The 4,796-nt window shown below is 62.9% G+C and carries 1 protein-coding gene and 1 pseudogene; both read left to right on the top strand.

The features are described 5' to 3' along the window. Positions 1-2,388: pseudogene (locus AO501_RS10165) on the top strand (PPE family protein); the annotation flags it as partial. Positions 2,389-2,943: 555 nt separating this feature from the next. After that, positions 2,944-4,796 (top strand): PPE family protein (locus tag AO501_RS10160; RefSeq protein ID WP_156452451.1); only part of this gene is annotated, 1,853 nt, incomplete at its 3' end.

Genomic DNA, 4,796 nt, shown 5'->3' with positions numbered 1-4,796 from the left:
GCGCCGTGGACGTCGCCGGCGGGGGTGACGGTGGGTGGTTTTGGTTTGCCTGAGTTGACGGTTCCGTCGGTGCAGATCGCGCCCTGGACCTCACCGGCGGGCGTCACAATCGGCGGATTCGGTCTACCGGAACTCACGGTGCCCTCGCTGCACATTGATGCGTGGCAGTCGCCGGCCAATATCGTGGTGGGTGGTTTCGGCTTGCCCGAACTCACGGTGCCCTCGCTGCACATCAATGCGTGGCAGTCGCCGGCCAATATCGTGGTGGGTGGTTTCGGCTTGCCCGAACTCGCCTTGCCTTCCTTGCACATCAATGCGTGGCAGTCGCCGGCCAGCATCGAGGTGGGTGGTTTCACCCTCCCCGCGATCACCGTGCCGCCGCTGCATATCAACGAGTGGACGTCTCCGCAGAACATCACCTTGGGAGGTTTCAAGAGTCCGCAAATCACGGTCCCGGCTATACCCGTCGACAATTTCCAGACTCCTGCGGTATCGACGACCACGCACACCGGCTATCTGGAATTCGGTGGCCTCACCATCGACAGTCTCGGCATTTCAGGAATACGGCTGGTGCTGCCCAACACGTTCGCCGCTCTCCAGTCCGGCCTGCCGGGGGTCTTCCCACAGATCGGCGCGTACATGGACGGCCTCGTGCTCAGAGACGCACCGGCCTCTCTTTCTGTCGGGACCATCAACCTCGGACGTTTGCGGCTCTCGGGCTTGGGCTTTGACCTTCCACGACTGACGGTCTCCGGGTTCAGCCTCCCCGGATTCACCATTCCGGCAATAGACATCCAGCAATTCACGCTGCCGCAGGTGTCGACGCCGGCATTCGATCTCCCGGGCGTCTCGGTGCCCCCGGTCGAGTTAGGCAAGTTCACGTTGCCACAGGTCACGACGCCGGCGATCGACCTCCCGGCGGTCACCGTTCCGTCCATTGGGGTGGGGCAGTTCACGTTGCCGCAGATCACGACGCCGGCGATCGACCTCCCGGCGGTCACCGTTCCGTCCATTGGGGTGGGGCAGTTCACGGTGCCGCAGATCACGACTCCCGCCGTCGATCTCCCGGGCGTCAAGGTGCCTTCGATCGGTGTGGATCAGTTCACGTTGCCGCAGGTGTCGACTCCGGCGATCAGCCTTCCGGCGGTGACGGTGCCGGCGTTGGGGGTGGGTCAGTTCACGTTGCCGCAGGTGTCGACTCCGGCGATCAGCCTTCCGGCGGTGACGGTGCCGGCGTTGGGGGTGGGTCAGTTCACGTTGCCGCAGGTGTCGACTCCGGCGATCAGCCTTCCGGCGGTGACGGTGCCGGCGTTGGGGGTGGGTCAGTTCACGTTGCCGCAGGTGTCGACTCCGGCGATCAGCCTTCCGGCGGTGACGGTGCCGGCGTTGGGGGTGGGTCAGTTCACGTTGCCGCAGGTGTCGACTCCGGCGATCAGCCTTCCGGCGGTGACGGTGCCGGCGTTGGGGGTGGGTCAGTTCACGTTGCCGCAGGTGTCGACTCCGGCGATCAGCCTTCCGGCGGTGACGGTGCCGGCGTTGGGGGTGGGTCAGTTCACGTTGCCGCAGGTGTCGACTCCGGCGATCAGCCTTCCGGCGGTGACGGTGCCGGCGTTGGGGGTGGGTCAGTTCACGTTGCCGCAGGTGTCGACTCCGGCGATCAGCCTTCCGGCGGTGACGGTGCCGGCGTTGGGGGTGGGTCAGTTCACCCTGCCGCAGGTGTCGACTCCGGCGATCAACCTTCCCGCGCTCACAGTGCCGCCGATCGGTGTCGGTCAGTTCACGCTGCCGCAGGTTTCGGTGCCTGAGTTGAACACGCCCACCTTCACAATTCCGTCGCTGGGACTCGGCCAGTTCACCCTGCCGCAGGTTTCGGTGCCTGAGCTGAACACGCCCACCTTCACGATCCCGTCGCTGGGAGTCGGTCAGTTCACCCTGCCGCAGATCTCGACGCCGGAACTCGTTACGCCACCATTTGCTCTGCCAGCGCTCAGTCTGGGTGGCTTCACCACGCCCGCACTGACCGTCCCAAGCATCCACTTGCCGGCAACCACGGTGACCGAATTCGACATACCCAGGGGCCCTGGGTATTTCAATACAAGCACCGGGTTCTCATCGGGCTTTTTCAACACGGGTGCCGGCGGTAACTCCGGGTACGCCAACAATGGAGCGGGACTGTCAGGGTGGTACAACTCCAACGGTCCAGGGTTGCTGGGTGGATCCGGCTCGCAGAACTACGGCGGCTTGATATCGGGTTTCAACAACTTCGGCAGCGGTGTCTCCGGCTACGCCAACACCGGCGTCTTGGACCTGGCGCTGAGCAGCTTCGTCTCGGGCATCGCTAACGCGGGTAACAACCTGTCGGGCCTGTTCTTCCGGGGCATCACCTAGGCCCACCAGGAGTCGGGCTCATGTCCCGACCCGTCTGTCGCTTCATTGCCGGGTTTTCGCCTCCTGTGCCCCGCGATCGCTGTAGGCTGCGGAACCGGGGCGGGGGGTTCCAGCGCCGGCGCGAAAATCCGGTGCGTCGCTCTTTTTGTGTTACTGGACGGAATTTCCGTCGCATAAGCGACGGTCTGACCGTGCGCACGAGCCATTCTTTGAATGGCGCGTGCCGTTTTTTCGCGCTGCCCGTCAAGGACATGCTTCTCTCGAAATCCGTTTGGCTGCTGAGAGTCTCGAGTCCACGACTTGACATTCGACTTCTGATGGGTACGGCAGGGCGTCCGTGTAAAGCAAATTGGCAACAGCTGGGTGTTAGAATAACGAAAAGATAACGGTTTCATCACGGCTAGATAAATCCGATGTCTTGGCCCATCCGTCGTCCGCTAGCTTGACCGCTACGAGACGAGTTTGACAGCAACCGCGGGTTCGGGCCCTTGTCGGTTGTATCGCTCCTCGTTGGCGAGTTGCCAACCAAAGCGATGCCACCTGAGAGGTCGGACCATGAGTTTTTTTGTGCTGCCACCAGAGATCAACTCCGCGTTGATATTTGCCGGCGCGGGGACGGAGCCGATGCTGGCCGCCGCCTCCGCCTGGGAGGGCTTGGCCGACGAATTGGCGTCGGCTGCAGATTCTTTCAAAGCAGTGACCTCGAGTCTGGTCAGCTCGTCATGGCAAGGTCCGGCAGCCTCCGCGATGGCCGCAGCGGCTGCACCCTACGCGGGCTGGCTGACTGCTGCGGCGTCGCAGGCTGGACGGTCGGCGGCGCAGGCCAGCGTGATGGCCGCGGAGTTCGACGCGGTTCGATCGGCGATGGTGCATCCCGAGTTGATCGTCGCCAACCGCAATCAGTTTGTGTCGCTGGTGATGTCGAATATCTTCGGCCAGAACGCTCCCGCGATCGCGGGCGCCGAGGCGCTCTATGAGGAGATGTGGGCGCTGGACGTGTCGGCGATGTCGGCCTACCACGCCGGTGCCTCGGCGGTGGCCTCCGCGCTGGCGCCGTTTGCTCAGCCCTTGCAGGCGCTGGCCAGCGGCATTCCCGCCGCGGCTGCAACGCCGGGGGTCACGCTGGACAACTTCCTCAACGCCAACCTCGGCCTTGCCAACCTCGGCGCCTCGAACGTCGGTAACGGGAACTCCGGCCAGAACAACGTGGGTGGCGGCAACCTCGGAAATCTCAACTTCGGTTGGGGCAACGCCGGCGTCTCCAACCTCGGCTTCGCGAACCTCGGTAACGGCAACTTCGGCCTGGGCAACCTGGGCAACAGCAACTTCGGCTTCGGCAACCTAGGTACCGGCAACTTCGGCTTCGGCAACAGCGGTACCGGCAATATCGGCATTGGACTGACGGGTGCCGGCCAGATCGGCATCGGCGGATTGAACTCGGGCACCGGAAACCTCGGCCTGTTCAACTCCGGCAACGGCAACATCGGCTTCTTCAACTCGGGCAACGGCAACTTCGGCATTGGTAACGCTGGCAACTTCAACACCGGTCTGTGGAGCCCAGGCTCGGCCAACTCCGGCTTCCTCAATGCCGGTTCGTTCAACAGCGGAATCTTCAACGTCGGTGACGCAAATACCGGCAATGTGAATATCGGTAGCTTCAACATGGGCAGCTTCAATCCCGGCGCCTCCAATACCGGTTCGTTCAACACCGGTTTCGCCAACACCGGATTCCTCAACCCAGGCAGCATCAACACCGGCATCCTGAACTACGGCGACATGAACAACGGCCTGTTCAACACCGGCCAGATGAATAACGGCGTGTTTTACCGCGGGGTCGGCCAGGGCGCTCTCCACATTGCAATCACCACGCCCGATTTGACACTGCCGCCCCTCGAGATCCCCGGATTCTCGATTCCGGCCTTCGATCTGCCGACGGCCAGTTTGCCCGGCGTGACGATCCCCTCGTTCTCGATTCCGGCGGGGACGGCGTTGGGCGCGTTTGATCTGCCGACGTTGAGTATTCCGTCGGTGAATGTGCCGTCGTTTACGATTCCGGCGGGGACGGCGTTGAGTGCGTTCAACTTGCCGACGTTGAGTATTCCGTCGGTGAATGTGCCGTCTTTCACGATTCCGGCGGGAACCGCGTTGAGCGCGTTTGATTTGCCGACGTTGAGTATCCCGTCGCTCAACGTGCCGTCTTTCACGATTCCAGCGGGAACCGCGTTGAGCGCGTTTGATTTGCCGACGTTGAGTATCCCGTCGCTCAACGTGCCGTCTTTCACGATTCCAGCGGGGACTGCGCTCAACGCGTTTGATCTGCCGACTTTGAGTATTCCGTCGGTGACGGTGCCGTCGTTCAACATTCCGGCGGGTACTGCGCTGGGTCAGTTCAACTTGCCGGCGCTGAG

This window comes from Mycobacterium gordonae (genome assembly GCF_001417955.2).
GTDB lineage: Bacteria > Actinomycetota > Actinomycetes > Mycobacteriales > Mycobacteriaceae > Mycobacterium > Mycobacterium gordonae_B.
This window is presented reverse-complemented; position numbering and strand designations above follow the sequence as displayed.